The organism is Shewanella sp. AC34-MNA-CIBAN-0136 (assembly GCF_040309945.1).
Lineage (GTDB): Bacteria > Pseudomonadota > Gammaproteobacteria > Enterobacterales > Shewanellaceae > Shewanella.
In genome coordinates this window covers 65,990-91,325 of record NZ_JBEOPJ010000006.1, presented here as the reverse complement: position 1 = coordinate 91,325, position 25,336 = coordinate 65,990, and the positions used below count along the sequence as shown (strand labels likewise).

The window sequence follows — 25,336 nt, the reverse complement described above, 5'->3', positions numbered from 1 at the left end:
AGCACATCGCTATTTGTATATTTTTATAGGTAATATCATGTCTGGTTTTAAACATTTGTCTATTAATGAGCTTATCCATATGTCGACTGAATCTAACGACATACAAGTTGTTGATATTCGCGACGCAGCGAGTTTTGCCGCTGGCCATATTGAAGGTGCGACCCATTTAAGCAACGAAAACCTAGCTGACTTCATTGGCGGTGCTGATATGGACAAGCCTGTCGTTGTTGTCTGCTACCATGGAATGAGCAGCCAAAGCGCAGCCAGTTATTTAAACGAACAAGGTTTTGACGACATCTACAGTTTAGATGGTGGTTATAGTGCCTGGAGCTTGGCTCACGCATGATAGAAATCGGCCAACTACCTAATGCACGTGCAGCACAAGCATTTATTGACCACCTCAAAGGGTTAAATATTCAATGCCATGCCGTGACTCATTCTCAAGGTGTTGGCCTAATAATCACTAACCCCGCCGATGAAAACCAAGCTCGCGCCGAGTTAATTGAGTTTGCTAAAAACCCATACGATAGTAAATACTTGCAAGCCTCTTGGGACAACGGTGCAACGGATACCAAATTTGACTATGGCCCAGGAACTAAAGGCTTAATTCAACAGTTTATGACAGGTGCAGGCCCACTGACATTAGTGTGCTTTTTTGCTTGTGTTGCCGTTTTCGCGGGCATGAACCTTGGTTTTGCCGATGCCATCTTCACTAAGTTATCTTTTTTTAGTGCCGTTGCGGACAGTGATGTAAACCAAGTGTGGCGGGTATTCACCCCAAGCTTAATGCACTTTTCTGCTATGCATATTATCTTTAATTTGCTGTGGTGGTGGTACTTAGGCGGTAAAATTGAAACCAATTTGGGTACTCGACCGTTACTTTTTTTATTAGTTGTCGCGGGCACTTTGCCTAATATTGTGCAGTTTTACATGACAGGGCCTAATTTTGGTGGCTTGTCTGGCGTCGTATACGCTGTGGTAGGTTACACTTGGCTAATGGGTATTCGTAAACCTAGCTGCGGTATTAGTTTGCCGCAATCTTATATGGGATTTATGCTCGTTTGGTTGGTTCTCGGCTTTACTGATGTGTTAGGCATGCCAATTGCGAATGGCGCCCACATTGCAGGGCTTTGTGTTGGGTTAGCCCAAGCATTATTTGATAGTAGAACCTCACCTACCACTAAAACCAGCTAACTATAAATAAAAATGCCACTTTAGGTGGCACTCTTTTTATCATTAATCCGCTCATATTCACAATGCATCTCAGCCCAAATCACTAAGCCATTTCGAGTACTTTATTAACCAACTTCTCAATGCCAATATGTGCCTCTAAAATCGACGTTGCTAGCATATACGCAGGTGTACTGACGATTTTATTGACTTCATCAACGACAATATCTTCAACTTGCACATTTTTATGCTTACCGCCCATTTCAGTAAATGCATGAGCCGTCTCAGAATCAGTTCCAATTGTGCCTATAGCACCTGCGCCGTAAATATGAGGGATCATCACCGGTGAAATACACACAAAACCGACAGGTTTATGCGCTAACGCAAACTCACGAATAAAGTTTTCTACAATTGGCTGAATATGGCAATTACTGCCTGTGGTTGCAAAATTGGATAAGTTTTTAGCCGCACCAAAACCACCAGGGATCACCAAACCATCAAATTGACTTACCTCTAATGTACTGGCATTAAGCACTTCCCCACGAGCGATCCGTGCAGACTCAACTAATACATTACGGGTTTCGTCGGTGTTGACCTCACCGGTTAAATGATTCACCACATGCATTTGGGTAATATCTGGAGCAAAGCATTGATATTGAGCACCCGCTCGCGTAATCGCCAGTAGGGTTAATACAGCCTCGTGAATTTCAGTCCCATCAAATACACCACAGCCACTCAGTAAAACAGCAATCTTTTTCATGACATCTTCCTTCAACTTTTAATTGATAATGTAAAATTTACAACAAAAAACCAACAAAACGATTGATCTGATTAAAAATCGTGCTAACTTAGAACGTCGAATTTGCTAGATGCCTTTTTTTTAGTCATAAAACATCACTGAATTCGATTGTGACTTAACTGACATCAATAAAAAAGTCCACAAATTAGTAATATTTATTAGAAATAATATTTAGCTCACAAAAAATAAAAAAGAACATATAACTCAACTAGTTACTGATTTCATTTCAAGCCGTAAGAAAATCTATCCAGCAACGTTGATTAATTCACTCACAGACTTATCCACAGGCTGAGAGTCTTTTGGCGTGGCTGATTGTTGGCTTTTCTCTATAAAATTGCCCAAAAAACCTCACTGGATACACAACGAGTCAAACGTTACGATTATTGACACTATCTTGGGTAAATAACTGACAATCGCACAAGCATCTTGAGGTGCTATGGGTATAATGTCATCCTATTAGTCTCGCAAAATACTGAACACGAATATTAATTATGCCAACAATTCCCAATAACCCGCTCATCTTAGTTGATGGCTCATCTTATCTTTATCGCGCTTATTATGCGCCGCCTCATTTAACCAATTCAAAAGGTGAAGCAACAGGCGCGGTTTACGGTGTTGTTAACATGCTTCGTAGTTTATTAAGCCGTTACAGTCCTAGTCATATCGCTGTTGTTTTCGATGCTAAAGGCAAAACTTTCCGCAACGATATGTACAGTGAATACAAAGCCCAGCGCCCACCTATGCCCGATGATCTGCGTAATCAAATAGAACCATTACATAGAATCATTCACGCAATGGGTTTACCTTTGATCAGCATTTCTGGTGTGGAAGCCGACGATGTGATCGGTACCATCGCCCTTCAAGCGAGTAAAGAAGGCCGGGCGACATTAATCAGTACCGGCGATAAAGACATGGCACAGCTAGTGAATGAGCATGTCACGTTAATCAATACCATGACAGATACCATTATGGGCCCTGAAGAGGTCAAAACGAAATATGGTGTCAGTCCCGATAGAATAATCGACTTCTTAGCACTCATGGGCGACAAGTCCGATAACATTCCAGGTTTACCTGGCGTCGGTGAGAAAACCGCGCTGGCGATGCTGCTTGGTGTAGGAAGTGTAGAAAATATTTTAGCCGATCCACAAAGCGTCGTTGAAGTTGGCTTTAGAGGCTCGAAAACCATGCCGGCTAAAATCATCGAAAATGCCGACATGTTAAAGTTGTCATATGAACTGGCGACCATTAAAACCGATGTCGAGTTAGCACAAGACTGGCATCAAATGACGGTTAAGCCTCAAGACCGTGATGAACTCATTAAATGCTTCGGTGAAATGGAATTCAAGCGTTGGTTAGCGGAAGTACTCGATAATAAGCAACCCCGCGGTACCATCAGCCAAGATAGCGAAGAAGAAATCACCGTATCGCCAACCATTGAAGCTGAGTATGAAACGATTCTGACCATAGAAGCGCTTGATAAATGGATTGAAAAACTTAATAGCGCCGAACTGATAGCGATTGATACCGAAACCACAAGTCTCAACTACATGGAAGCGGAACTTGTCGGTTTATCATTTGCTACCGAAGCAGGTAAAGCAGCCTATTTACCGTTAGCACATGATTACCTTGATGCGCCGCAGCAAATTGATAAAACCATAGCGCTTGAAAAGTTGCGTCCGATCCTTGAAGGCGAAAAACCACAAAAAGTGGGTCAAAATCTGAAGTACGATATGAGTATTTTAGCCAACGCAGGTATTACCCTCAAAGGTATACGCTTCGATACTATGCTCGAATCCTATGTGTTTAATTCAATCGCATCGCGTCACGACATGGACGGTTTAGCGTTAAAATACCTTGGCCATAAAAATATTAGTTTTGAAGAAGTCGCTGGCAAAGGCGCAAAGCAGCTGACGTTTAATCAAGTTCATTTGGATATTGCTGGGCCATACGCCGCTGAAGATGCCGATATCACTCTGCGTTTACATCAACATCTATGGCCAAGGCTTGAAAAAGAACCAGAACTGGCCAGTGTATTTAATGAGCTAGAATTACCATTAATACAAGTATTGTCTGATGTAGAGCGCCAAGGTGTATTGATTGATTCAATGCTACTTAGTCAACAAAGTGGTGAGTTAGCCAAAAAGCTTGATGATTTGGAAAATAAAGCCTACGAAATTGCCGAAGAAAAATTTAACCTCGCTTCACCAAAGCAACTACAAACGCTATTTTTTGAAAAACTAGGTTATCCAATAAAGAAGAAAACCCCTAAAGGTGCGCCATCAACAGCAGAAGATGTATTAGTGGAGCTGGCACTTGACTACCCTTTACCTAAAGTTATTCTTGAACATCGTAGCCTAGCCAAATTAAAGAGCACTTATACCGACAAACTGCCGCTTATGGTTAATGCCACGACTGGCAGAGTGCATACTAGTTACCACCAAGCTAATGCTGCAACCGGTCGTTTGTCATCAAGTGAGCCAAACTTACAGAATATTCCGATCCGTACTGAAGAAGGCCGTCGTATTCGCCAAGCCTTTATTGCCCCCGCAGGTCGTAAAATTTTAGCTGCCGATTATTCGCAAATAGAACTGCGGATCATGGCTCATTTATCTCAAGATGCAGGCTTGCTAACCGCATTCGCAGAAGGCAAAGACATTCATAAAGCTACCGCAGCGGAAGTCTTTGGAGTGCACTTTGAAGAAGTCACCACTGAGCAACGTCGCCGCGCTAAAGCGGTTAACTTTGGCTTAATTTATGGAATGTCTGCGTTTGGTTTAGCCAAACAGCTCGATATTCCACGCAATGAAGCACAAAAGTATATCGACACGTATTTTGCTCGCTATCCCGGTGTACTCAAATACATGGAAGAAACCCGAGCCATCGCCGCTGAGCTAGGTTACGTATCTACATTATTCGGACGTCGTTTATACTTGCCTGAAATCAACGACCGTAATGCAATGCGTCGTCAGGCAGCTGAACGTGCAGCGATTAACGCTCCGATGCAAGGAACAGCAGCAGACATCATCAAAAAAGCCATGATAGCCATTCACCAGTGGATTAACCAAGACACTCAAGGTGAAATTACCCTGATAATGCAAGTACACGATGAATTAGTATTTGAAGTGGATGAGGCCCAGGCTAAAACCCTCAAAACCAAAGTGTGCGATTTAATGGCGCAAGCAGCGTCATTAGACGTGACATTATTAGCCGAGGCTGGCATTGGCGACAACTGGAATGAAGCCCACTAGTCATTGGCTTAGGTTATGTTTGCAAAATAAACGTCTGTAGCTAAAACAAAAATACCGTATTCATTAGAATGCGGTATTTTTATTTGGACATTGTAACTATGGCTAAACTGAAATGAAATGAACTGAACTGAACGCTTAGCGCAATAAATATCCTCACCACCTATGCATCCTCTATTACTCAACCTATGCCTCAATGACCAATTTAATGATATATAACCGACTAGTTCATCGTTCTAAGCGGCAAATAAAGACTATTTTGAGTTTGCAGTCACAGTTATTATATCTTTTTATGAAAAACAGTTTTTCATTTTAAGGCGAATAAGCTATTATATTCGTTGTAGGGTACAGAGGTTAAGATGTTCAATCTTTCAAACCTTTATTTCACTAGCGATAGTGACTAGCCAAATTCGGCGCCCCAGCAACTTAGGTTGCTGGGGCTTTTTTTTTGATTTTTTTTCATCATTAAAAATATTTAGAGTAAATACTTTAATGTTGGTTAAAAAACAGTTATTATACGGTTATTGAGAGTCATCAAATTGAGTTGATGGCACTTGAGTCTTGTTGAATTTAGCTTCTCCCCAAAAGAGCTAATTTATTTGTACCGATGGCCGTTTGGTTATCGGTTTTTTTTTGCTTAAAAATCGCCATTGTTACAACGTAGAAAACTCAGACGAAAAAAAACCGACATATTTGCCGGTTCTTAATTTTGCTAATCTTTTATATCACTCGACCGCTACTCTGGTGCTAACTCCGACTCCGACGCTTGCTCTGCCTTCTGCTCAGCTAACCATTCTGGATGACACCAATCATTTAAGATGCTCAACACTTTGGGCTTACCGGTGCCTTTTAGCGACGATAGTGTCTCAACTTGCACTTTATCACCAAAATCTTTTAAGGCTGCACGCACATCATTAACGGTTTTCATTTTGACGCTTTGAGTCAATTTATCCGATTTTGTTAGCAATGCTAATACAGGAATGTTGCTTAATACTGCCCACTCAATCATTTGCATATCGAGATCTTTCAATGGATGACGGATATCCATCAATACCACCACACCACTTAAACAAGCACGCTTTTGTAGATATTCGCCAAGCGCTTCTTGCCATTTATGTTTTAATGCTAAAGGAACTTGCGCAAAACCATAGCCAGGTAAATCGACTAAACGACGATCATCATCTAGCTGAAACACGTTGATCAATTGGGTTCGACCTGGCGTTTTACTGGTTCGAGCTAAACTTTTTTGTTCAGTAAGCGCATTTAGCGCACTGGACTTACCGGCATTAGAGCGCCCAGCGAACGCAATCTCCACCCCGATATCCCCAGGAAGATACTGATCTAAATGCGCAATATCCGGCGCACTGATTAAAAACTTAGCCCTACGGAAATCGATACGAGATTCTGTCACTCTTAACTCCAATTAAATTACTTCTAGTAAACGCATTACCATAAATTTTTAACAATTGCTTACTTTTGCACATTTTCGTGTAAAATATTAGCCTGATCACATTATATACCCAAGCAACGCTGATATGTGTGATGTAGTCATAAATGATCTAGCTCTTCACGAGCATCGTAAACTACATCAGAGCGCTTGGAAAAAACATTTTACCACGCTTGCGGGTCTTCCTAGTAAGCTCAGGACAATAAATTAACTAGAAGTTGGAACGCCATGAAAAAGTTAGCTCTTGCGCTGTCTGTAGTCGCCGCTATGTCATCATCAGTTATGGCTGAAGGTAATGCTGAAGCAGGCAAAACTAAAGCAATCGTATGTTCTGCCTGTCACGGTGCTGACGGCAATAGCATGATTGATATGTATCCTAAATTAGCAGGACAACACCCTGCCTATCTTGAAAAACAATTAACAGAATTTCGTCTTGCTGCTAAAACCGGTGGTGCTGAAGGTCGCATGAACCCAATTATGATCGGTTTTGCAATGGGGCTCAGTGATGAAGACATCGCTGATGTTTCAGCATTCTTTGCAAGCCAAGTACAAGTTGTCGCCGATGTTGCCGACGTACCCACAGCAGGTGAAAAACTGTATAAAGGCGGTGACGCCGCTCGTGGTATTACAGCATGTGTTGCCTGTCATGGTCCTGAAGGCCAAGGCGCAGCTGCTGCAGGCTTCCCTGTCGTGGGTGGTCAGCATGCTAACTATATCAAAATTCAGCTAACACAATTTCGTGATGGAGTTCGTCACAACGATTTAAATGGCATGATGCAAGATGTAGCTAAAAAATTATCTGATGCTGATATCGAAGCATTATCTAAATATATTTCAAGTATTAAGCACTAATACCCTTGAATATTTACTAATAAAAAAATGGGCTTTCTAGCCCTTTTTTTATGCCACCAAGTTGACGTTGACGTAAGCTTCATCGATTATTACTTGACAGTGTTCACACTTTTAGCGTTAAATACACCCCGTACCGAGGTAAACCCAACTGTTTGTAACATAAATCTAATAACATCAAGCAGGTTTCGGACTGATACATTTAAGATATAAGAATAAAGATAATTCATAATAATAATAATTTAAGACCACTCACTAATAATAATAATATGAGTCGAGATTTCATTTTGAAATACTGGTCGCAGAATTTGTAAGGAATAGACCGATTGGTCGACATGCTATTTAGCACTGCCTTACACAACAGAGTGACTGATAACCCAGAGTATTATTTGAAGGATTCAAATAATGGCAAACAAAGCTTATTGCTGAGGATGCACCCGCTGGAAGCTTTATCGCTCGAAGGTATAAAGTAACAAGGATGGTTAACTAATGTCATTGAAGACAATTAGGATAATGATGCGTCATTGAAGACCATCTACGGAAGCTGTAGTCAGGACGGCAACAGAATATAAAAAAGCGTCATTGATGACCAATAACAATTAAAAACGGCATGGAAAGCAGAAGAAATAAAGATCTGACCGGGATAGTCACATAGCAAGTACGGATACTTGGAATCAGAATAAAGTGCGTTAGGCACTATTTTACGAGGCGGCAGTTTATACTGCCGCTTTTTTTTATGCCCAAATAGCATCAATATCAACTTCATTTCAAATACTTACTTTAAATTAACCGCATTCGCTATATAATCGTTTATTAAGTCAATACTTAGGTAATGCTGTATTTGATGAACGTATGTCCGCTTTGTAATCATAGTGCTGATTTTTTTGTTCAAGACAAAAAAAGAGCTTTCTACATCTGCGAACGGTGTGGCTTAGTCTTTGCTAACCCAAAATCACATCTTATGCCAGATGTTGAGCGTCAGCGTTACGGTCGATCGCAAAAGTCATCGAATCAGAAACCATTATCGCAATTTATTCTGCCACTATTAGCCCAAATATCTCAGCAACAGAGCGGTGCGTTAACTGGTCTTAATTTTGGCCGCTTACTTGACGAACAGAGCAGACAATCCATTGTTGATGCTGGTCATCTTGTTAATCAGTACGACCCATTCTTTGCTGCAGATCAGTCGGTACTGCAACATAGCTATGATTTTGTATGTTGTTACCGGGTATTCGAACACTTTCGTCATCCACACCGTGAATGGAAATTACTCAATCAACTGGTTAAACCCAATGGCTGGTTAGCAATAGGCACGCCTTTATTGACCGATCAAGACCATTTTGCCAAATGGCATTACAAAAACAATCCAACTCATGTAAGCTTTTACCAGCAGCAGACATTCGAATATTTAGCATTAAATAGTGATTTTGAGCTATTATTTGCATCGAAAGATCTGGTTTTGATGCAAAAATCATCAAAATCTGATATAAAGCGCATCCTTATTTAGTGCCTTGTAGAAATTGCTCTGCAAGGACGTGTTTAGAAAACCTAACGAGAACATCATGGCTCGCAGTAAAAAAACTCGCAAAGGCGGCGAAAACGGCGCTAAGTTTGCACCTAGAGTAAAAAAAGTTGATCGCAACGCGGTCGATGGTAAAAAATCTGAAACCGGCCGTAAATCAGGCAGCCGTCACAATGAAACGTTGCTTAAACAAGCATCAGGTAACACTTCGGTTAAGAGTAAAGATGTCCGTCATGGCAGCAAAAAGCCGGTAGCACTTACTTTACCTACGTCTGTTACCGCGCCATTAGTGGTTAAGCCTAAACAGCCTAAACTGACTGACGAACAGAAGTTACTGAAACTTGAAGATGATCCAAGACTAAATCAGTTACTTGACCAACTTGAAGAAGGTCGTGATTTATCTGACACTGATCAAAAGTGGTTGAATATTCAATTAGACAAAATTGAGCAACTGATGTTGAGCTTAGGCCTAACTGAAGGCGATGATACGCCAACACAAAGTCCTAAAAAGCAACTGAGTGACGATGAACTATTAAATCGTTTTGAATCAGGTGCCGATATGCTTAAAGATTATCAGCAGAAAGATTAATCTGTTCGATGAAAGTAATACCAAGCTATTTCTTGGTTTGATATCAAAAAACTGGCGCAAATCGCGCCAGTTTTGTATTCAAAAAAGGATAAATTGTGTCTACAACCGCCATCGTAATTGCTCTACTCATCATTGTAGCCCTTGCTACCTACGCAACACACTTACTGTTAACGCTTAAACGTACAACACAAGCTAATCAACAAGCACTTTCTGAACGTAAGGCTAAAGCTGAAGAACGTAGACAACAAATACTGACTGATATCCGTTACATTGCCGCAGCAATGCTAGAAGATCGTTGTGAACTGTCTGAAGGCGTTATGCGCATAGGTAAATTATTTGATGCATTATCCTTGTCAGAACAAGTTGTGGCAGACTTCCCTAACCTGTTTACCCATTATGAGCTGATTAGAAACCATCCCATCATGGAAGCGCGTAATGAGCTACCAAAACAACAACGGATGAAGTTTGATTTTGAGCGGATGAAATCAGAAGCAGAGTTAGAACAGGTTATTCTAGACGAAGCAAAACACATAGCCGAGTTTGATAAGCCAACCACTCATTAGCGCAACATATTAGTTAACCTGAACTCGAGATAAGAGTTCAGGAGGTCATAATAAAAAACACAATCTTAGTCACTATCGCTATCAAACTTGTTATTTATTCTGCTAACAAGATGAAATAACGCGTCAATAGGCTAGCCAATGACAAGTTTGCAGCAACTTAACTAATCACATTTATCTCATGCCTTAGCTGAATTGAGGTTAAGCATGAAATGAGTACGATTGCAGGCTATGCTGATAACACATCAGCTAAAGTAAGCATCAGCAGATGCCAGCAACAAATTAACGTCAATTAACCACACCAGTTTGGCTGACAAATTGAAATAACAAGAAGCTTAATAAAGCTCAATGATTGGGGTCACACTATGTTCAGTTCACTTTGCTTAGGATTACTCAAAATACTGGGTTGGGAATTTGATGGCCAACTCGATAATACTAAGCCATGCGTCATTATTGTTGGCCCGCATACCAGTAATTGGGATTTCATCATTGGCATTATCGCCCGCAGCGCCTTAGGCACCAAAATTCATTTTTTAGGCAAGCATCAGCTGTTTATTCCGCCCTGGGGATGGCTATTTCGCGCCATGGGCGGTAGCCCTGTCGATAGACGTAAATACAATAATTTAGTTGATGGCGTGGTGCTGTTATTCCAACAAGATCCACTTTATAAACTGGCCTTAGCACCTGAAGGCACACGTAGCCCTGTAACTCGTTGGAAAAGTGGTTTTTACCATATTGCAGCCAAAGCGGATGTTGATATAGTGCCAATCGGATTAGATTTTGGCCGCAAAGCGGTTGTGATTGCCAAACCGTTAAGACCGACGGGAGATATTGAACGCGAAATAAATCAGTTAATGGATTTTTACCGTTCAATCAAAGGTTATCATCCAAAAATGGTTCCTGATTATCAGCAGAAATAGTACTGCAATAATTAACGCTCAATTAGCTTATATTGATTAATCAGAAGTGCGACAGTGTTGGATATACAAGAAGTGTCTTACACAGCATTCAGCGGTTTTTATAACACGCTTTCTAAACTCTCAGCGGCTAGCACATAGCTGCCGCCTAAACGTATAACGTGCGTTGGCGTATGGATCCGCACTAAAGATAACACTAGCCGAGTCGACTCTTGCGAGATGAACACCGGAGACTCACCCCAAAAGGTTACCCCAGCTAAATCAAACCGACTGCGAGTACTGTTAATCTCACCCAAAAAGTGAGTGTCTGTGGCACTAATAGTACTGCGGGCGATCTTCATCTTTTTCTGCTGCATACCTATGCGACTAGACTTGATGGTTACAATCGAGTCACTCATCGTGAGCTGGTTTACATCAACATTGTCAATGAACACCAATTTACAGTCTTCAATAATGAGCTGATCATAATGCCCAGAAAAATATTGTTGGCTTTCTTGATAGCATTTGCCAATACGCTTACTGCTATTTTCTGAATGTTGCTCACGAGCCAAAACATTAGCATTAGAAGGAAAAGTAGAAGTCGATGCAAGGCCCGTTAATAACATTTGATTAAAGGTGTGTGGATGTGATTTCATCGGTACATGCCCTGCACCAGCAATAACCTGCAGTTGTGCTGTAGGTAATACATGTAGCAGTGCTTGAGCGGTCCGTAGTGGCGCAACTTGATCATCGGCGCCCCAAATTAACTGCGTCGCAGGCATCTGTTGGTAATTAAGCACAGAGAAGTTTTGTTCCATTAATGCTAATGCCGCATTAGTGTTGGTTTGTTCGCCAATGGTCATATTACGAATAGACTCATTGTGACTTAACCATTTCGTTGGATCTAACCCGGTTCCAGTTTTCTCTAGTATCTTATCGGCAAAGTTATCAACCTGGGCTAACACTCGGCGTAAGCCTTGTGGTAATTCGCTACTAGCCATACCTCGTTTAGAAATCTGTTTTAGATACGCAGTCCGGTCCAAAATGCCGGCGGCATCGACCAGTACGAGTTGCTCAATTTTGCTGGGGTACTGACTAGCATAGTATAAGCTAATCGCTGCCCCCATCGAGTGTCCCACAAGATGTACCTGAGCATTGGGATGGCGATAATGGCTAATAACCCAATCGATCACCTTGGCATATTCTTTAGGTGAATAGGTAAATACAGCACCTTGCGATAGACCAAAACCAGGTAAATCGATAGCAACTACATGATACTGCTTTGCTAACGCGGGAATCACCGTTAACCAGTCTTTAGAGGCTAACTCACCTAAACCGTGAATAAGCACCACAGTGTCACGGTGCTCAAGCCCTGCTTGTAACACAAACAGCGGAGTTTGATGGCTTGGTACTATTACTCGTTCAAATTGATAGTTTGTTGGGTAATCAGCTAGCTCTGCGGCGGTTAACGGCTCGGCAGTCAGTGATTTTTCAACGTCTATCGAGCGAACTTGCCTATTGATATCATTAAACCAATTAGCTTGCACGGGCATCGCCCACCACAGCAACAGCAATGATATTAATACCAGGAATTTAACCACTGCAAATATCGCTTATCTGGCGGCTTATCAATGCTGTTCGGTACATTGCTTTATGCTGCGAATGTCAGTACCTGTTGGGCTTTGAAACGCACGTAAACCAAACTCAGGTAACACGGCAAAAATGTGATCAAAAATGTCTGCCTGAATCGCTTCATAATAGGTCCAACGAATATCATTGGTAAAAATATATAATTCTATCGGCAAGCCCTCAGTGGTTGGAGCAAGCTGCCTTACCATCAATGTCATGTCTTTATGTACTTTGTCATGACGACGTAAATACTCTTGTAAGTATGCTCTAAATGTTCCGATATTGGTTAAATGACGGCCATTCACCTTCATCTCAATATCACTTATGTTGGCATTAGCAACACTGATTTCACTGAATACTTGCGGTAAATACTCTTTCAAATAATTGACTTTCCCTAAGCGAATACGTTCTTCATCGGTCAAAAACTGAATGCTATTGACGTCGATATTGATTGAGCGCTTAATTCGTCGACCGCCCGACTCGGACATGCCGCGCCAGTTCTTAAATGCATCAGACACTAATGCATAGGCTGGGATCATGGTAATGGTATTGTCCCAGTTTCGTACTTTAACTGTGGTTAAGGTTACATCTTCAACGGCGCCGTCTGCAGCGTATTTATCCATTTGGATCCAATCGCCTTTACTCACCATGCGGTTAGCAGCAAGTTGAATCCCAGCAACGAAGCCCAAAATGGTGTCTCGGAACACCAACATAACCAAACCGGTAGCCACACCTAAACCACTAAAGAAATAAATAGGCGACTGGTCGGCTAAAATAGCAAAGACAACAATTAACCCAATAAAAAATAGGAATAACTTAGTCAGCTGCACAAAACTTTTTACCGGTAAACGGCGATTAACATGATTAATATCAGCAATTTCATCAATCGCATTCAACCCGCTATACACAGCTCGAATCATAAAAAACACTAACAACGCGCTAAGGAAACGGTCAATAAAAGCGCTAATCAATTCATGCTCGGTGAGCACAATAGGGATCAATAAATCGAGGATTAAAATGGGGATCAAAATAGCGAGACGTTCAAACACATTAAAGCGCATGAAAATATCGTCCCAAGTCACCGAGGATCGGCGGATCACTGCATTCACACCGTGAACTACAAATCGATGGGTAATGTAATAACTTAAACCTGCTACAACCACACAAGCCAAAATTAATATCGATGTTGCGACACCATCCGATGGTTGGCTATTAATACCCAAACGGGTTAACCAAGCCGCAATTTCAATCCGCACTTCTGTATTCACAAACAAATCCTTAGCCACGTTTGCCCTTTACTCAATCAAAAGACGTAAATTAAACCGCATAAATGCAAGCAAACATTCACAGGCTTATCAGTGTGCTCATTATGCATGGTGTTGATGTATAACGTTACCGAAACATCGACTCTATCGGTCAAGATGATAAATTTAATACAAGTTACTATTTTCACGATTATGTTAACAGTTGCAATGAATGTGAGTATACCCAAACAAGATTAAACAAAAATTAGCTTTGACGCGGGTGCAATAAAAGGTAATAAAAAAGGACCTTGCGGTCCTTTGTCAAATTACTCTAAACATATCCTGTTCATGACATGTAGTTTCGCTCAATTAAAAACTCGGTAACATGCCCTGCGGTAGCAATCGGTTAAAACTGGCGCCATACAACAAGTCGACCGAGTTCTCGATATCAGGTGAAAAGTAACGGTCTTTATCATAAAATGTCACTATTTCACGCAGTTCAGCTTTGGCCAGCGCCACAGCTGCGCTTGGTTGCAACGGCTTTCTAAAATCTAACCCTTGCGCAGCAGCTAACAACTCAATCGCCAACACGCCACGGGTATTTTCGCTCATGTAGCGTAAACGTCGTGCAGCAAATGTCGCCATCGACACGTGATCTTCTTGGTTTGCCGATGTCGGTAAACTGTCTACCGAGGCCGGATGCGCATAGGTCTTGTTTTCAGAGGCTAATGCTGCAGCGGTTACCTGAGCAATCATAAAGCCAGAATTCACCCCACCGTTATCCACTAAAAATGGCGGTAACTTAGACAAGCTAGAATCAATCAACAACGCCATTCTACGCTCCGAAATAGAGCCCATTTCAGCAATCGCAATCGCGAGGTTATCAGCCGCCATCGCAACGGGTTCGGCATGGAAATTACCGCCCGAAATAATATCGCCCGTATCTTGGAACACCAATGGATTATCAGTAACACCGTTTGCCTCAGCGCCAAGCACTTCTGCTGCTTGACGGATTTGGGTTAAGCACGCACCTAAGACCTGTGGTTGACAGCGCAGTGAATAGGGATCCTGCACTTTTTCACAATTAGTGTGACTTAAGCTAATTTCCGATTCATTAGTGAGCAAATGACGGAAAATAGCTGCCGAATCGATTTGACCTTTTTGCCCGCGCGCAGCATGAATGCGCGCATCAAACGGACTACGACTGCCCATAGCGGCTTCAACACTCATGGCGCCAATGATTGAACTGGCGGCAAACAAGTCTTCTGCATTAAACAAACCTTCAAGCGCTAAGGCTGTTGATGCCTGGGTACCATTCAGTAACGCTAAGCCTTCTTTGGCTGCTAATTCAATAGGTTTTAGCCCAGCAATCTCAAGCCCTTCCGCTGCTGAGATAATCAGCCCCTGATAGCTCATTTCACCTTCACCTAACAAAGGTAAACACATATGAGCTAATGGCGCTAAGTCACCCGATGCTCCGACTGAGCCTTTTTCTGGCACACACGGATACACACCAGCATTCACTAGCTGGATGAGAAACTCGATAACCTCTAAACGAATACCTGAAAAACCGCGGCTTAATGAGTTAATTTTTAACACCATCATTAAGCGCACGGTAGCATCTTGCATGTATTTTCCTATGCCAGCGGCGTGGGACAATACAATAGAGCGTTGCAATAATTGCAGATCTTCTGGAACAATTTTAGTGTTGGCTAACAAGCCAAAGCCAGTATTGATACCGTAAACAGTACGGCCTTCACGTAATACTTGTTGGACGATTTCAGCACTTTGATTAATGTCTTTAATCGCTTCTTTCGCAAGGGTCAGCTTGACACTATTACGACTGATCGCACGAGTCTGCGCTAATGTTAACGTACCTGGAATAAGTTCAAATGAATAAGTCGACATGGATTAAGCTCCTAACATTGGCAGGTCTAAGCCTTGCTCTTTGGCACAATTTTTTGCAATGTCATAGCCAGCATCTGCATGGCGCATTACCCCAGTAGCGGGGTCGTTCCACAATACTCGGCCTAAACGTACCGCAGCCTCATCGGTTCCGTCGGCCACTATCACCACTCCAGAATGTTGACTAAAGCCCATACCAACGCCGCCACCATGATGCAATGACACCCAAGTTGCACCACTAGCCGTATTGAGTAAGGCATTCATTAATGGCCAATCTGACACCGCATCGGAGCCGTCTAACATGGCTTCTGTTTCGCGATTTGGGCTGGCAACTGAGCCAGAATCTAAGTGATCACGACCGATAACAATTGGTGCCGATAACTCACCGTTTTTGACCATTTCATTAAAAGCTAACGCTAAGCGGGCACGATCTTTAAGCCCTACCCAGCAAATGCGTGCAGGTAAGCCTTGAAACGCAATACGCTCACGCGCCATGTCGAGCCAATTGTGTAACTGCGGATTATCTGGAATAAGCTCTTTGACTTTGGCATCTGTTTTGTAGATATCTTCCGGATCGCCAGACAAGGCTACCCAACGGAATGGTCCAATACCTTCACAAAATAATGGCCGCACATATGCTGGTACAAACCCAGGGAAGTCGAACGCATTCGTGACGCCTTCTTCAAAGGCCATTTGGCGAATATTGTTACCATAATCTGTGGTTGCTGCACCGGCTGCCTGTAATGCCAACATTGCTCTAACTTGCACTGCCATTGACTGCTTCGCCGCTTTAACGACTGCCGCTTCGTTAGTTTTACGCATTTGAGCGGCGTATTCTAAAGTCCAGCCTTGAGGTAAATAACCGTTTAATGGGTCGTGCGCGGAGGTTTGGTCTGTCACCACATCAGGCACAATGCCGCGGGTCACTAGCTCTGTAAACACATCGGCGGCATTCGCTAATAAACCGACCGAAACCGGCTTGCCGCTTTGGTTTGCTTCATAAATCATCGCTAATGCTTGATCTAATGAAGTGGCTTTTTTGTCGACGTAACCAGTGCGCATGCGAAAATCGATACGGGTTTCATCTACTTCACAGGTTAATACCGAATAGCCCGCCATAGTACCAGCCAGTGGTTGTGCACCACCCATGCCGCCTAAACCGCCAGTTAAAATCCACTTACCCGCTGACGAGCCATTAAAGTGCTGTTTAGCCATGGCGACAAACGTTTCGTAAGTGCCTTGAACAATGCCTTGCGAACCAATATAAATCCACGAACCCGCAGTCATTTGGCCATACATCGCCAAACCTTTTTTATCCAGCTCGTTAAAGTGTTCCCAATTCGCCCAATGTGGCACTAGGTTTGAATTAGCAATAATGACCCGTGGCGCATTGCTATGAGTAGTAAACACCCCAACAGGTTTACCAGACTGCACTAATAAGGTTTGATCGTCTTCAAGGCGTTTAAGCACCTCAATAATTTTGTCGTAACTTTGCCAATCGCGCGCGGCGCGGCCAATGCCGCCGTACACCACTAAGTCTTCTGGGCGTTCGGCAACATCAGGGTGTAAGTTGTTCATTAACATGCGCATCGCGGCTTCGGTTAGCCAACTTTTACACTGTAATTGGGTACCGTGTGGCGCAATAATGCGACGGCTTGGGTCGTGTCGTTTATCCATATTATCCTCTTCAACCGAGTTTATTCAGTTTGGTTTTTTATTGGTCTTATTGTGTATTTTTAATGTCTTACGGTTTTCATTTTCGATACCACCTTTTAACGCGCAAAGGTTAAATGGCCGCCTAGTTTGAATTTGCTGCCCGGATGAACTAAACGAGCAAAACTGACCACACCTTGGCGCGACCAGGTACGACGTAAAATTTGTAAGCAAGGTTCCGTTGCAGCAATCGACAACCTTTGTTGTAACAGCTCGTTAGCCATAATGGCTTCAACGGTATGCTTGGCCTCTGTCAGTGGCGCTACTGCCGACAAATATTCATGGGGAGTATGTGAGCTAAAATCTTGTTGTAGGTAATCAGGCACCAGCTGTGGGTTTACATAACGCTCTTCAACTTGTAATGGCAAGCCTTGTTCGCAATGCACCAACACCGAATAAAATACAGGGCTGCCCAATTCCAACCCCAGTGCATTAGCCACTGTTGTGCTGGCCTCGATTTGTCTCAATTCAAGCTGGTTAACACTGTAGCCATGGCCACGATCTTTTATTTCGTCGGCAATATTACGAATAGCCAGTAATGACGATTGCGACTTTAAACCTGCCACAAAGGTGCCTACCCCTTGAGTGCGCTCTAATACGCCCGAGTCCACCAGCTCAGTTAACGCCCGCCTTGCTGTCATACGGCTACAGGCGAACAATTCAGTTAGCTGATTTTCAGACGGCACTCGGTCGTTTTCTTGCCATTCGCCCGTTTCAATACGGCTCAAAATGAATTGTTTTATCTGGGCAAACTTTGCTTGGGCCATATCAGCAGCTCTCGGTTTTTTAGACAATAATGTCATTGCTGTTTAAAAACACATCATTCATCCTACCTTGTATATACAAGTTAAAACAAGTATTGTTTAGCAATCAGTAATTAATGCATTTTTAGGGGGGTTCATGTCGTGGGATCAAGTGTGGATTGATGTAAACGTGGCCACCATGGATACCCATATCCAAGGGGCTTACGGCGTAATACCTCTAGCGGCTATTGCAATAAAAGATGGCAAAATTGCTTGGGTTGGCCCGCGCAGTGAACTACCTGAATTTGATGTACTGGCAACCCCAGTTTACAGAGGCAAAGGCGGCTGGATAACACCAGGGCTTATCGATGCACACACCCACTTAGTCTTTGCAGGTAATCGCGCCAATGAGTTTGAACAACGCTTACAAGGTGCGAGTTACCAAGATATCGCTCGGGCTGGCGGCGGTATAATCTCAACCGTTAACGCCTGTCGTGAAGCTGATGAAGCTGAGTTATTTGAACTGGGTCGACAACGCTTAAACGCCCTAGCCAGAGAAGGCGTCACCACGGTTGAAATTAAATCTGGTTACGGCTTGAACACCGAAACAGAACTTAAATTATTGCGCGTTGCGCGTGAGCTAGGCGAACATCATCACATTGATGTAAGCACCACCTTCTTGGGCGCCCATGCTATTCCGCCAGAATATAAAGACAATGCAGATGCCTATATCGACCTCGTCATTAATGACATGCTCCCCGCGGTAATCGCCGAAAACCTTGCTGATGCCGTCGATGTATTTTGTGAAAATATCGCCTTTAATCTTGAGCAAACTGAGCGAGTATTAACTGCGGCTAAACAGGCAGGTCTGCAGGTTAAACTGCATGCTGAGCAATTAACCAATATGGGCGGTAGCGCCTTAGCAGCCAAGCTTGGGGCTAAATCGGTCGATCATATTGAGTTTCTAGATGAAGCAGGTATTAAAGCCATAAGCGAAAGTGGTACCTGTGCAACCTTGTTACCCGGCGCATTTTATTTTTTACGCGAAACCCAATTACCGCCAATCGACTTACTGCGTCAATACAAGGTGCCAATGGTTATTGGCAGCGATTTTAATCCGGGGTCATCGCCTATTTGCTCCACTTTATTGATGCTCAATATGGCTTGCTCCTTATTCAAACTCACCCCAGAAGAAGCCTTACAAGGTGTAACCATTAATGCTGCAAAAGCACTGGGTATCGACAATAAGGTGGGCAGTATTACCGTAGGTAAACAAGCTGATTTTTGTTTGTGGGATATCACCACTCCAGCACAATTAGCTTATGCTTACGGAGTGAACCTGTGTAAAACCGTTGTCAAAAATGGTCAGGTAGTTGCGCTACCCAATTAAACAGTTAAACCGTTAAACAATTGGGCTCAACTTTTTTCAATCAAATAGCCACAACGTCAACTAAAACTCACTACTAATAGCAGTACCACTGGCGATAATGTCTATCTCCAGTGGCGCTGCTATGTACGTCACCTCAAATCCCGAGTTCAGATTTATTAAACTATTGGGCAATAAAACCGTGATTTTAAGGTCAGTTTCATTTAGGCTGACTATATTAATGAACAATCGTTCAACTTGTTATAGTCAGTATCACAGACAACAATAGTGAGATGAATACTCGATAAGTTCTTTTCAACCAACATCACATTGCCAGAGGTTTTATGAAAATCCGTGTTTTAATATCGCTTGCGACAGCTTTTTTTATGCTTAATACCAGTAGCGCTTTTGCTAAAGATCTAGCAGATACTGCGGTGCAAGCACCATTAGTTAAGCCTAAAGTGATTATTTTTGATGTGAATGAAACCTTGTTAGATCTTGAAAATATGCGCGCCTCTGTGGGTAAAGCGCTTAATGGCCGTGAAGATTTACTGCCATTATGGTTCTCAACCATGCTGCATCATTCTTTAGTAGTTTCAGCTACAGGTGATTACCAAACGTTTGGTAGCATTGGCGTTGCGTCACTGCAAATGGTAGCCGAAATCAACGGCATTGCCATTACACCAGAACAAGCTAAAACCGCCATTTTAACGCCACTTCGTTCATTACCCGCTCACCCAGATGTTGCGGAAGGTTTAGCTAAATTGAAGGCCCAAGGCTACAAACTAGTCACCTTAACCAATTCATCATTGGAAGGCGTAACCTTACAGCTTAAAAATGCTAATTTAAGCCAGTATTTTGATGCCAACTTAAGCATAGAGTCTGTTGGAGTATTTAAGCCGCATTTAAAAACGTACCAATGGGCCATTAAAGATTTAGGTGTTAATGCAAATGAAGCGTTAATGGTTGCCGCGCACGGCTGGGATATTGCCGGTGCAGATAAAGCAGGCTTACAAACCGCCTTTATTCGTCGCCAAGGTAAAGTGTTGTTCCCGCTAGCAGCACAACCAGACTACAACGTACTGGATGTAAAAGAATTAGCCAGCACCCTAGCTAAGTTCAACTAGCCTTAACGATTATCGCCCAGTATTAGCTGGGCGATAAATTTACACAGCAATGAGTATTTCCTCTATATAGCCCCATCAATCTCCCCCCCCCTTAAGACGACTTGCACTGCCCCTTGCCATTAACCATTAATTAACATTTAATGAATGCTGATTAATCGTCGTCATAAAAAGGGAAAACAGATGAGAAAGGAATATTTAGCGCTATCAGTAGCATTATGTTTGGCTAGTTTAAGCGCAAACACCATGGCACAAACCACACTGATGCATCATGTTAATGGCTACACGCTCGTCGACGGAAAACTGCAAACCTTCAATGCTATCCAATTTACTGACGACAAAATTGATCGACTATTTACCTTAAACCAAGCCTTACCTAGTGCAACTGATATCACCTCAATTGATGGCAAAGGTAAAACCTTATTACCTGGATTAATCGACGCCCACGGTCATGTGCTAGGGTATGGTTTGAGTTTATTAACCGCAGACTTGACCAACACCAGTAGCGAACAACAAGCCGTTGAACGCGCGCAAGCATTTAGTAAAAACAACCCAACTGACGGATGGCTAATGGGCCGCGGTTGGAACCAAGAATTATGGGACAGCAAACAATTTCCGACTAAAGAAAGTCTAGATAAAGCCTTTAAAGCTAATCCAGTGTCATTTGGCCGAGTTGACGGTCATGCCATTTGGGTTAACAGCAAAGCGTTAGCACTCGCGGGAATTTCGTCAACCACAGTGGCACCAGAAGGCGGTGAAATTGTCAAAGACGAGCAAGGTAATCCTACTGGTGTATTAATCGATAATGCGATGAACTTAGTGTTTAACATAGTCCCCGATCTCAATCAGCAGCAATTACAATCAACCTTAACCCTAGCGATGGATAGCCTAGCGTCATACGGGCTAACCAGTGTGCACGATGCCGGCATCAACATCGACAACATCAAGGCATACCAACAATTAGCAACGAACAATGCCATGAGCGTGCGGGTTAATGGCATGCTATCGGTTGAAGACCCTCGCTTTACCACCATCTTAAAGCAAGGCCATATCACCACTGCTAATGACATGTTTAAAGTCGACAGTGTAAAAATATCGGCAGATGGCGCACTAGGCAGCCGTGGTGCGGCATTAATCAAAGAATATTCAGACCAACCCGGCCATAAAGGCTTAATGCTGTATTCAGACGATCAACTCGGCAAACTGATTTTACAGTCGATGAAAGCAGGCTTTCAGGTTAATACCCACGCCATTGGCGACAACGCCAATCAAGTGGTACTCGATAAATACCAAACCGCCATTGCAGCAACCGACTCAAAAGCATTACGCCATCGCATTGAACATGCACAAATTCTCGATTTAGCCGACATACCGCGTTTTGCCCAACTTGGGGTTATCGCATCGATTCAAGCAACCCACGCCACCAGCGACAAAAACATGGCCGAAAACCGTTTAGGTAAAGCCCGCTTGGCCGGTGCTTATGCGTGGCGCAAGCTGTTAAACGCTAATGCCGTCATCGCCAATGGTTCAGACTTCCCTATTGAATCGCCCAACCCATTTTTTGGATTGCACTCATCCGTAACCCGCCAAGACCATGTTAACCAACCACTAGACGGCTGGCTCGCCACTGAAAAACTCTCACGTATCGAAGCACTCAAAAGCTTCACCATCGACGCCGCCTACGCAGGCCATCAAGAGCAGCTTTTAGGCTCATTAGAACCCGGTAAAAAAGCAGACTTTATCCTAGTCGAAGATGACTATTTTACAATCGACCCACAACAGATCTGGCAAAACAAAGTCATCGCCACCTGGGTCAACGGCCGCAAGGTATTTGCACAAGAGTAAACTGCATTGAGTATGGTTTATTGATAAGTAAGATAAGTAGAATTGGTTTTAATAACGTTTCAGCCTGTGTGCCAAAGTGACACAGGCATTGCTTGTTGTACGTTTTAACACCATAATAGCCATGTGACACTTTGGCACAATTGGAGATTATATTATGGCGACTACTTTACCTCGCATCACCGCTAGAGTTGATGTCGACACCCAAGATTTACTGACAAAGGCAGCAGCAATCGCTGGTATGTCGAGCATTAACTCATTTGTACTCAGTGCAGCAATCGAAAAAGCCAAACAAATCATTGAGCGTGAACAAGTACTAAAACTAAGTCAAACAGATGCGATGTTGCTTATGGAAGCACTAGACAGTCCAGCAACACCAAACTCAAAACTCAAAACGGCTTCGGAACGTTACGAAAGCAAAATCCAATAATGAATACGGTACTTTTAGATAAAGCTAAACACGATAGAAACCGATTCAACTGTGGTGTTGACGCTCTTAATAACTACCTAAAAGTCATGGCGAGTCAGCAAGCGAAGAAAGACAATAGCAGAACTTTCATTTTAGAAGATGAAAACGATAACTCGCATATTATCGGCTTTTATACCTTAACAATGACACCAATTGACCTAAAGACTCTGCCGGATAAGCTACAGAAAAAGTACCAGTCATCAACGTCTGGCGGCCTTATAGCCCGCTTAGCAATCGATGACCGCTATAAAGGCCAAGGCTTTGGCGAATGGTTACTTATTGATGCACTACGAAAACTGTTAGCGGCAAGTGATAGCGTAGCATTCCCCGTCGTCATTGTTGACGCAAAAGATGGCGCAACACACTTCTACGAACGCTATGGATTTCAGGCTTTTCAAGACGCAGAAAACAAACTGTTCATCACCATTGCAGATGTAAGAGCAAGTTTAAGTTAATTAACAAAAAGCCTTTGATGCACTTCCTTAATCCAATTTACTTAGTATTGGTTTCGTTCAATTCGAATCCTAACTTCGATGTTACTAATTGCCTGCCGCAGACCCAGTGCAGATGATTAAGCGAGACGCCACAAGCACATCCAAGTGGGCTTAGCCAAAACATCCATGTTTTGGATACTCGCTGACTCATCAGCACCTGCGATTCTACTTTCTTCGATTTAACTTCATGGTTGTCTAACGTTAAAACGAAGCTCACATTTTACTGGCAGGTGGCTCATATGTGTTAAATAGCTTGCCTGCGCACCCTTGCCATCTCATCTTTATTTCTTAGTTGTCTAATAAGAAATTCTGCCCATCGACGTGAATATAAGTAACCATCAAAACCTTCAGAATAAGCTGCATATTCTCCTTTGAAGGTGATTACCATTTCACGAGGTCTAGCATTATAATACTTCCAACATTTAGTATGTAACGTAGGATTAAAGTCTTTTATTTTCTCTTTAACGATAGTAACAACTTTGCCTGGTTTTAACTTAAATGGAGACTCTATACCTTTAATAAAAGCTACGCCTCGCTCATAGTTTTCCATTTCATTATCATTGAGTTTATTAACGTTAATAAACTCAATAGCTAAGTCAGCAGATTTTGCATGATTTCCGAGCTTGGGGACTAAAAAAGCCCTTATTCTATATTTCTGGCTTTCCAATACGTCATCAGATAAATCGTTTTTATATGTTTCCATGTACTCACGCACAACACGGTAATTTTCGGTTTGAAATTGTTTTAAAGCATCGAGTTGAGCTTGTTCTGAAGTTCGGGTTAATTGCATAGCAATCGCTAACCTAGCCATTAATGCATGACTATCACCAAACTCTTCAACTAGAAGATTCTCAAAATTATTAAGTGCAGATTGGCATTCACCGCTAGTTGCGAGATCAACTGCTGGTAAACTTCTATGTTCAATCTTATTTCTGAGTCCAATAAGAAAATTTAAATTTTTGGTTTCAGGGTTATCCTCGCCACGCCAATATTCGTTACAGCAACGATACAACTCCCATGCTTTTTCTTCACCATCAATTATTATTGGATTTCCTTCTTCATCAAGATGAAAATAATTTTGTTCTTTTTTCTCAAAAATAGCATGAAACAAAGCTGTGTAAGCAATGACGATATTAACTATAAAGCCATATGTTTTAAATTCCGTATAAGGATTGTTGTACGTCGATACAGCCAGTAAAGCGAACTCTCTAGCTTTGTGAAGCAAAATACTTTTTGGCGAAAGGTTGTTTGGATCTTGCAGTTTTTGTGAATGTATAAGACTAAATTCAGCCTTGCTTAAATAGCTGAGCCCCGTAGAAGTATATTGGCTACCATCTCTTTGAACGAATTGGTGCCATCTTTTAGTTGGATAAGTTTGACAACTACTTATTGCCCAGCCTGATGCTTCTGCCAATTCAGTCATTGTGAAAGCTTCTCCAGCTTTCTCCTTAGCTAGCATAAATTCAAATGCTAGATCTACTCTTTGATTCCGATTCAACGCAATACTCCATGAGTTATTTTACAGCAGATTAATTAATTTCATCCTACATTTGCTATCTCTTTGGTGTAAAGCAATTAAATTTCTTCATGTTGCCACTACATTGAGGGCGTTGAAGAAAATAGCGTGAGTCCAGACATGGATGTCTGGCTAGCTTTCGAGGTACAGGATGTACCACCGAAAGCGTTAGCATTTTCGAATAAGGCCGAAGAACACCAAAACGAAGTCAAAA

Annotated in this window: 21 protein-coding genes; 13 read left to right on the top strand and 8 right to left on the bottom strand. The window is 42.5% G+C overall.

All coding sequences use genetic code 11. From position 1 onward, the window contains the following. Window positions 1-37 precede the first annotated feature (37 nt). Both glpE and glpG read left to right on the top strand, forming a co-directional pair. Window positions 38-346 carry a thiosulfate sulfurtransferase GlpE gene (gene glpE / locus AAEY94_RS07770; RefSeq protein WP_101088610.1) on the top strand — a complete coding sequence of 103 codons (309 nt, stop codon included), beginning with the start codon at window positions 38-40 and terminating at the stop codon, window positions 344-346. Continuing rightward, complete coding sequence (glpG, locus tag AAEY94_RS07765; protein WP_350978256.1) at window positions 343-1,194, top strand: rhomboid family intramembrane serine protease GlpG; 852 nt, start codon at window positions 343-345, stop codon at window positions 1,192-1,194. Before glpE ends, glpG begins: the two co-directional genes overlap by 4 nt. Before the next feature lie 82 nt (window positions 1,195-1,276). Here the strand turns inward: glpG and elbB are convergent, their stop codons facing one another. Continuing rightward, complete coding sequence (elbB, locus tag AAEY94_RS07760) at window positions 1,277-1,930, bottom strand: isoprenoid biosynthesis glyoxalase ElbB (protein ID WP_101088612.1); 654 nt, start codon at window positions 1,928-1,930, stop codon at window positions 1,277-1,279. Between the two features lie 530 nt (window positions 1,931-2,460). Here elbB and polA point away from each other — a divergent pair. Then, entirely contained in the window at window positions 2,461-5,217 is a 2,757-nt protein-coding gene (gene polA, locus AAEY94_RS07755; RefSeq protein ID WP_101088613.1) for a DNA polymerase I, read from the top strand. Window positions 5,218-5,950: 733 nt separating this feature from the next. Here the strand turns inward: polA and yihA are convergent. Further along, on the bottom strand, window positions 5,951-6,625 hold the full coding sequence (gene yihA, locus AAEY94_RS07750; RefSeq protein WP_101088614.1) for a ribosome biogenesis GTP-binding protein YihA/YsxC: 675 nt from the start codon (window positions 6,623-6,625) through the stop codon (window positions 5,951-5,953). Window positions 6,626-6,889: 264 nt separating this feature from the next. Between yihA and AAEY94_RS07745 the strand changes: the two genes are divergently transcribed. From AAEY94_RS07745 to AAEY94_RS07725, 5 genes are all read left to right on the top strand, one after another. Further along, window positions 6,890-7,513, top strand: a complete 624-nt coding sequence (locus AAEY94_RS07745) for a c-type cytochrome (RefSeq protein WP_101088615.1) — start codon at window positions 6,890-6,892, stop codon at window positions 7,511-7,513. Window positions 7,514-8,354: 841 nt separating this feature from the next. Continuing rightward, complete coding sequence (locus AAEY94_RS07740; protein WP_350978254.1) at window positions 8,355-9,017, top strand: methyltransferase domain-containing protein; 663 nt, start codon at window positions 8,355-8,357, stop codon at window positions 9,015-9,017. 55 nt (window positions 9,018-9,072) lie between these two features. After that, window positions 9,073-9,621: a Der GTPase-activating protein YihI gene (gene yihI, locus AAEY94_RS07735; RefSeq protein ID WP_101088617.1), complete on the top strand. Its 549-nt coding sequence runs from the start codon at window positions 9,073-9,075 to the stop codon at window positions 9,619-9,621. 95 nt (window positions 9,622-9,716) lie between these two features. Continuing rightward, on the top strand, window positions 9,717-10,184 hold the full coding sequence (locus AAEY94_RS07730; RefSeq protein WP_101088618.1) for a DUF2489 domain-containing protein: 468 nt from the start codon (window positions 9,717-9,719) through the stop codon (window positions 10,182-10,184). Between the two features lie 362 nt (window positions 10,185-10,546). Then, window positions 10,547-11,101 (top strand): lysophospholipid acyltransferase family protein, encoded by a 555-nt coding sequence (locus tag AAEY94_RS07725; protein ID WP_101088619.1) that lies wholly within the window; start codon window positions 10,547-10,549, stop codon window positions 11,099-11,101. Window positions 11,102-11,199: 98 nt separating this feature from the next. Here the strand turns inward: AAEY94_RS07725 and AAEY94_RS07720 are convergent, their stop codons facing one another. From AAEY94_RS07720 to hutC, 5 genes are all read right to left on the bottom strand, one after another. After that, on the bottom strand, window positions 11,200-12,624 hold the full coding sequence (locus AAEY94_RS07720) for an alpha/beta fold hydrolase (protein WP_350978251.1): 1,425 nt from the start codon (window positions 12,622-12,624) through the stop codon (window positions 11,200-11,202). Between the two features lie 81 nt (window positions 12,625-12,705). Beyond that, window positions 12,706-13,974, bottom strand: coding sequence for a mechanosensitive ion channel family protein (locus tag AAEY94_RS07715; RefSeq protein ID WP_101088621.1), 1,269 nt, complete (start codon window positions 13,972-13,974; stop codon window positions 12,706-12,708). Between the two features lie 345 nt (window positions 13,975-14,319). After that, window positions 14,320-15,858, bottom strand: coding sequence for a histidine ammonia-lyase (gene hutH, locus AAEY94_RS07710; RefSeq protein ID WP_101088622.1), 1,539 nt, complete (start codon window positions 15,856-15,858; stop codon window positions 14,320-14,322). A gap of 3 nt (window positions 15,859-15,861) precedes the next feature. Further along, the gene (gene hutU, locus AAEY94_RS07705; RefSeq protein ID WP_162024174.1) at window positions 15,862-17,532 is read right to left on the bottom strand and encodes a urocanate hydratase; all 1,671 of its coding nucleotides are present in this window, start codon (window positions 17,530-17,532) and stop codon (window positions 15,862-15,864) included. 95 nt (window positions 17,533-17,627) lie between these two features. Then, on the bottom strand, window positions 17,628-18,335 hold the full coding sequence (hutC, locus tag AAEY94_RS07700; RefSeq protein WP_101088691.1) for a histidine utilization transcriptional repressor HutC: 708 nt from the start codon (window positions 18,333-18,335) through the stop codon (window positions 17,628-17,630). Between the two features lie 133 nt (window positions 18,336-18,468). Between hutC and hutI the strand changes: the two genes are divergently transcribed. The 5 genes from hutI to AAEY94_RS07675 all read left to right on the top strand — a co-directional run bounded on the left by hutI (window position 18,469) and on the right by AAEY94_RS07675 (window position 23,567). Beyond that, window positions 18,469-19,701: an imidazolonepropionase gene (hutI, locus tag AAEY94_RS07695; protein WP_350978248.1), complete on the top strand. Its 1,233-nt coding sequence runs from the start codon at window positions 18,469-18,471 to the stop codon at window positions 19,699-19,701. Window positions 19,702-20,027: 326 nt separating this feature from the next. Then, entirely contained in the window at window positions 20,028-20,804 is a 777-nt protein-coding gene (locus AAEY94_RS07690) for a haloacid dehalogenase type II (protein WP_502959389.1), read from the top strand. 180 nt (window positions 20,805-20,984) lie between these two features. Beyond that, a complete protein-coding gene (locus AAEY94_RS07685; RefSeq protein WP_350978246.1) occupies window positions 20,985-22,646 on the top strand; it encodes an amidohydrolase in 1,662 nt (553 codons plus the stop codon). A 154-nt stretch (window positions 22,647-22,800) separates the two neighbouring features. Then, a complete protein-coding gene (locus AAEY94_RS07680; RefSeq protein ID WP_192116220.1) occupies window positions 22,801-23,073 on the top strand; it encodes a type II toxin-antitoxin system TacA family antitoxin in 273 nt (90 codons plus the stop codon). Then, a complete protein-coding gene (locus tag AAEY94_RS07675; RefSeq protein WP_350978405.1) occupies window positions 23,070-23,567 on the top strand; it encodes a GNAT family N-acetyltransferase in 498 nt (165 codons plus the stop codon). Before AAEY94_RS07680 ends, AAEY94_RS07675 begins: the two co-directional genes overlap by 4 nt. A 283-nt stretch (window positions 23,568-23,850) precedes the next feature. Here AAEY94_RS07675 and AAEY94_RS07670 read toward each other — a convergent pair whose 3' ends face one another. After that, window positions 23,851-25,104: a DUF3644 domain-containing protein gene (locus tag AAEY94_RS07670; protein ID WP_350978244.1), complete on the bottom strand. Its 1,254-nt coding sequence runs from the start codon at window positions 25,102-25,104 to the stop codon at window positions 23,851-23,853. Window positions 25,105-25,336: the final 232 nt, after the last annotated feature.

Coding starts and splice junctions, on each gene's coding strand:
- hutU (WP_162024174.1), bottom strand. CDS start 17,532: ATGGATAAACGACACGACCCAAGCCGTCGCATTATTGCGCCACACGGT.
- hutI (WP_350978248.1), top strand. CDS start 18,469: ATGTCGTGGGATCAAGTGTGGATTGATGTAAACGTGGCCACCATGGAT.
- yihI (WP_101088617.1), top strand. CDS start 9,073: ATGGCTCGCAGTAAAAAAACTCGCAAAGGCGGCGAAAACGGCGCTAAG.
- AAEY94_RS07740 (WP_350978254.1), top strand. CDS start 8,355: ATGAACGTATGTCCGCTTTGTAATCATAGTGCTGATTTTTTTGTTCAA.
- AAEY94_RS07725 (WP_101088619.1), top strand. CDS start 10,547: ATGTTCAGTTCACTTTGCTTAGGATTACTCAAAATACTGGGTTGGGAA.
- glpE (WP_101088610.1), top strand. CDS start 38: ATGTCTGGTTTTAAACATTTGTCTATTAATGAGCTTATCCATATGTCG.
- AAEY94_RS07680 (WP_192116220.1), top strand. CDS start 22,801: ATGGCGACTACTTTACCTCGCATCACCGCTAGAGTTGATGTCGACACC.
- polA (WP_101088613.1), top strand. CDS start 2,461: ATGCCAACAATTCCCAATAACCCGCTCATCTTAGTTGATGGCTCATCT.
- hutC (WP_101088691.1), bottom strand. CDS start 18,335: ATGGCCCAAGCAAAGTTTGCCCAGATAAAACAATTCATTTTGAGCCGT.
- AAEY94_RS07685 (WP_350978246.1), top strand. CDS start 20,985: ATGAGAAAGGAATATTTAGCGCTATCAGTAGCATTATGTTTGGCTAGT.
- glpG (WP_350978256.1), top strand. CDS start 343: ATGATAGAAATCGGCCAACTACCTAATGCACGTGCAGCACAAGCATTT.
- hutH (WP_101088622.1), bottom strand. CDS start 15,858: ATGTCGACTTATTCATTTGAACTTATTCCAGGTACGTTAACATTAGCG.
- elbB (WP_101088612.1), bottom strand. CDS start 1,930: ATGAAAAAGATTGCTGTTTTACTGAGTGGCTGTGGTGTATTTGATGGG.
- AAEY94_RS07745 (WP_101088615.1), top strand. CDS start 6,890: ATGAAAAAGTTAGCTCTTGCGCTGTCTGTAGTCGCCGCTATGTCATCA.